Consider the following 4,705-nt stretch of genomic DNA (forward strand, 5'->3'; position numbering starts at 1 on the left):
ACCACACCCGGACAATTCCCGTGAGATTCAAAAAATCGAATTTTAATGATAATTTTTTTGGCAGCTGAAAATAAGATAGTGTTAAACAGGGACTTAAAAACTGCACCAATAATTGCAAAAACTGCGCCATACCCGGTTCGCCACCGGGACAACATTTCGGCTAAAGCACGAAGGACTGTTAACCGGTGGCTAAACCGTGTAACGCTTTCTCCCCATACCAGCGGGCCGTTATGCTTAAGCGCCAGCACGTTACGACCAAGATTACCTTGACAAATCCTACAAATAAGATAAAACCGAAACCCGCATCCGCCGATAATCAAACCATTGTGGTTTTTGCAAGGTTTTCTAGACAAAGATATCATGACATGACACATACTACTCACCTACCGAGACTGGCAAAAACCTAGATAGAGATAGAACCTGACTGCAACAAAATTTTTAAACTAAATATTTCGTTATATATTTGTTTAAGATTCAAAAAAATGTAAAAATGTAAAAATCAAGATTGGCGCCAATAAATCAAGTATCATGAAAAACTACTTTTTGATCTTTTTTACTTTTTTTTCAATTCTCATTTTGATTGGATGTAACAACCAGAGTAATGCTGAATTACCAAAGTTTTCATTTAATGATTGTTCATATTTGCGATTCCACGTTAAAAACTGCAAATCCCCTGCAAATTTTACACTTTTTTATAACACAATTTTCCCTTTTGGACAGGTGAAAATGAATATGTTTTTCGAAAGAGATACTATCGGTATCATTAAACTTTCAATAAATCATCCTACAACAATAATACTTATCATGTCAAATTCAGATGCAAGTTGCTTTGCATTACCAAAAGATACATTGGATATCTGGTTAGATTTGGATGCTTCAAAAAAAATTAGAGATAATATTTTATTTAAAGGCAAAACTGCCTCTATTTCGAACTACCTAACAAAAGCCAAGATTAACACATCATCGGTTCCTTCTGCCAATGAATCAATAAACGAATACAATAAAAGAGTCGATGCTAAAACAGAGAAAGGATTAACAGCTTTATATACATTCAATGAAATGGAACATTTACCAGATTGGTATGTAAAAATGGAGGAAACAGATATTCATTATTCTGGAGCAGTGGATAAAGTATATCAATTCACAAGTCGATATCAGTTTCATAAACAATATTTAGCACGACCCGATAATTTTAATGATAAATTAAGGGTCAAGATTGATAATCCGGAAGCTAAATATTCAGAACGATATAATTTTTTATTATGTATGTTAACTACAAGTAAATATGATACTTTATCACAACAAAATAATACTTCTGAAATTTTTTACAATGTAGTTATAGAGAATATAAACTTTGCCCGAAAATTTTTACATTCTGAAATTAGAGATCTTTTCATTGCTCAAAGGATCGGTGCTCTTTTATCCACCAATCTTGTTAAAGAAGCTACCACTACTCATGACGCTTTGTATTTTAAGAGAGTTGACTCATTAATAACATTTGCGAAAACCAGTTTTAGCGATACTGTCCTATTAAATGTTTTATTTGCATATCAAAAAAATCAACTAAAAACTGCAAAAGAGACAGAATCATTAAACCAAGGTGCAGTGGCTCCTGATTTCAAACTCACAGATTTGGCTGGTAAAACTGTGAGTTTATCTGATTTTAAGGGGCGATTTGTTTGCATAAATTTCTGGGCAACTTGGTGTTCTCCTTGCATAAAGAGCATACCAGAAAAGAATACGCTTCAACGCAAATATAAAAATAGCGAAATTGTATTTATTAATGTATGCGTAGATTCCGACAATAAAAAATGGGAAAGCCTAATTAAAGATAATGATTTTCAAGGTGTTCATCTAATTTGCAAAGGGGATTGGATAAATATTCTTTATAGATCCTATTATATTACCGGGATTCCTCATTATGTTCTAGTCGATGAAAAAGGGAAAATAATAAAAAATAAAGTTGCTAGTATTAATGAACTTGAAGACCTAATCAAAAATCAGATTTAAAATTCTTTCCGTTTTGACTTACTAGCATACATGTGACAATTATAGACAGTCCCACTTCTAATAAAAAAATACAAAATGAAAGAAAAAAATAAATTTATCAGAGTTTATACTGGAACTGAGATATCCGTGATTTCACTCAAAGATAGATTAGAAAAAAATGGAATTTCTAATGATTCCTCTAATAGCTTTTTCAGAGGGGTTCCAATAGCGATTGATCTATATATTCAAGAATTTGACTTTATAAAAGCAGAACCAATAATTAATGAATTCATTCAGAACAACAAAGGTTAAATAAAATAATACTTTGCATTAACCTGTGACTTTAAATTTCGCCTAAGCATAACACGGACGGTATAATTAATAAGCTCGTCATGGTTTTTGCAAAAAACACTCCTACCCTAACGGACAGATAATCAACGCTCGACAAAACCCAACGCGCAACTGCTGTTAACGAAATAACAATACCGGGACTAATAATATGCCACTTAGGAAACTTTGTACCACGAACCCGCCAGCCCACACCAAACTTTGTACCCGGATTGCAAAAACCACGCCGTACCCGGCTCGCCTCCGGGACACATTTCTACCTAAAGTACCGGGATCGGGATCCGGATGGCTTCACCGGGTAACGCTTTCTAATTATACCGCCGGGCCGTTATGCGTCATGCGCAGCAACCGGACAGCATGATTATCAACAAAATAAACAACATATCCTTCACAAAATAAATATCAAAATGGACAGAATAACAAAATCCTTGCTAACAGAATTTGTTCAACAAAATGGCTTAGAAAGCCTTGTAGAAGAAACTGCATTTGAACATTTTACAGGTTATCTTGTAACTTCCAGACACTTCACTGAAAGTTTTTCATCTGAGGATATCCATGTTGGAGCAGGCGGAGATTGCGCTATTGATACAGTTTCAATAATTGTCAATGGATGCCTTGTTACTGAACCTGAAGAAATCGATGACTTAGCAAATACAAATGGGTACCTTGACGTAACATTTGTATTTTGCCAAGCAGAACGCACAGAGGGTTTTTCGACTTCTAAAATTGGACAAATTGAATTTGGAATAAAAGATTTTTTATCAGATACTCCAACCCTACCACAGAATGACGATTTAAAGCTAAGAGGAGCAATTATAAATGAGATTTTTGCTCGAAGTAGTAAATTCAAAAAAGGCAATCCTCAATGCTTTATATATTACTGCACCACAGGTCGCTGGACAGATGATCAAGGTCTTGTAGCGCGCAGAGATGCTGCAAAAACAGCCATTAATAGACTTAATATATTTCGAAGGGTTGAATTCGATTGTATAGATGCAGAGAAAATACATTCCTTCTATAGACAATCTAAAAATGCAATTTCAACAGAAGTTAACTTTCCCGAGAGAACTGTACTCCCAGAACTTCCTGGGATTGAACAGGCATATATAGGATTTCTAAACTCGATTGAATATTTGAAATTAATCGAAAATAGTAATGAGGAGATAATAACATCGCTTTTCTATGATAATGTTAGACATTGGCAAGAATGGAATCCTGTTAATTCAGAAATTAAAGCCACCCTCGAAAATGAAACGCAAAAAATCTACTTTCCTCTACTGAATAACGGAGTTACAATTATTGCAAAAAGAATAATCCCTACAGGTAATAGATTTGTTATCGAAGATTATCAGGTGGTAAATGGTTGTCAAACAAGTTTCGTATTACATGAAACGCGTGACTGTCTTAATGATAAGTTACAGATTCCCATTAGACTAGTTGCAACAGATAATCCAGAAATTAAGAATTCTATAATTAAAGCCACTAATAGACAAACTGAGGTACCTGAAGAGCATTTATTCGCTTTATCAGATTTCCCCAAAAAATTAGAAGCTTATTTCCCAACATTTGAAGGTGAAAAGAAGTTATACTATGAAAGACGCTCAAGACAATATTCCTCCGACAATAGTGTTGAAAAGGTTCGTGTTACAAATATGACGATGTTAGTTAGGGCCTATGCCTCATTCTTTTTAGGATATCCCCATAGAACTACTCGAAATTATAAAGCTCTTTTAAAATCTGTAGGTAGCGAGATCTTTGCTAAAGATCATAAACTAGAAATGTATTATGTGGCAGCTTTCGCAAATTATAAACTTGACCAGCTATTTAAAAGTGGATTCATAGATCCCACACTAAAACCCGCAAGATATCATTTCCTATATCTCTTTCGCCTTAAAGTGCATAATAATACATTACCGAGACCAAATTCAAATGAAATGGTCCGCCTTTGCGATCGGTTTAACGAGATTCTATGGAATGATGAAAGAACAAAGGAAATATTTACAGCTTGTTCTGAGATAATTTATGTAGCCGCAGACGGGAATCTACACCGTGATAATATTAGAACTGAACCATTTACGGTAACAATTAAAAGTCTTCTTTAAATAGCACGAACGCATAACACGGACGGTATGTTTAATAGGCTTGTCACGGTTTTTGCTTAGCTCCTGCACTCAAGACAAATTCGTAATGGTTCTTGCACCCGGACGCGCGCATCTGCACGTAATTTAATTTCAGCATACCTTGACAGTTTTCTGGCTTCGATCAACTCTGTACCGATTACTATGACTTAAACAAGCTTATAGCAATAATTTTTTTCATATTCTCTATCTTGATTCACGCAAGCAAATATTCTTAAGATGAGTTTACT

General features: G+C 34.6%; 3 protein-coding genes. All 3 read left to right on the forward strand.

Annotated elements, in window-relative coordinates; all coding sequences use genetic code 11:
• Positions 1-732 precede the first annotated feature (732 nt).
• The 3 genes from SA378_RS08545 to SA378_RS08555 all read left to right on the forward strand — a co-directional run bounded on the left by SA378_RS08545 (position 733) and on the right by SA378_RS08555 (position 4,439).
• Positions 733-2,010, forward strand: a complete 1,278-nt coding sequence (locus SA378_RS08545; RefSeq protein ID WP_318525566.1) for a TlpA disulfide reductase family protein — start codon at positions 733-735, stop codon at positions 2,008-2,010.
• 75 nt (positions 2,011-2,085) lie between these two features.
• The gene (locus tag SA378_RS08550; protein WP_318525567.1) at positions 2,086-2,301 is read left to right on the forward strand and encodes a hypothetical protein; all 216 of its coding nucleotides are present in this window, start codon (positions 2,086-2,088) and stop codon (positions 2,299-2,301) included.
• A gap of 443 nt (positions 2,302-2,744) precedes the next feature.
• Complete coding sequence (locus tag SA378_RS08555; RefSeq protein WP_318525568.1) at positions 2,745-4,439, forward strand: AIPR family protein; 1,695 nt, start codon at positions 2,745-2,747, stop codon at positions 4,437-4,439.
• Positions 4,440-4,705: the final 266 nt, after the last annotated feature.

Source organism: Sedimentibacter sp. (assembly GCF_033447055.1).
Classification (GTDB): Bacteria; Bacillota; Clostridia; order Tissierellales; family Sedimentibacteraceae; genus Sedimentibacter.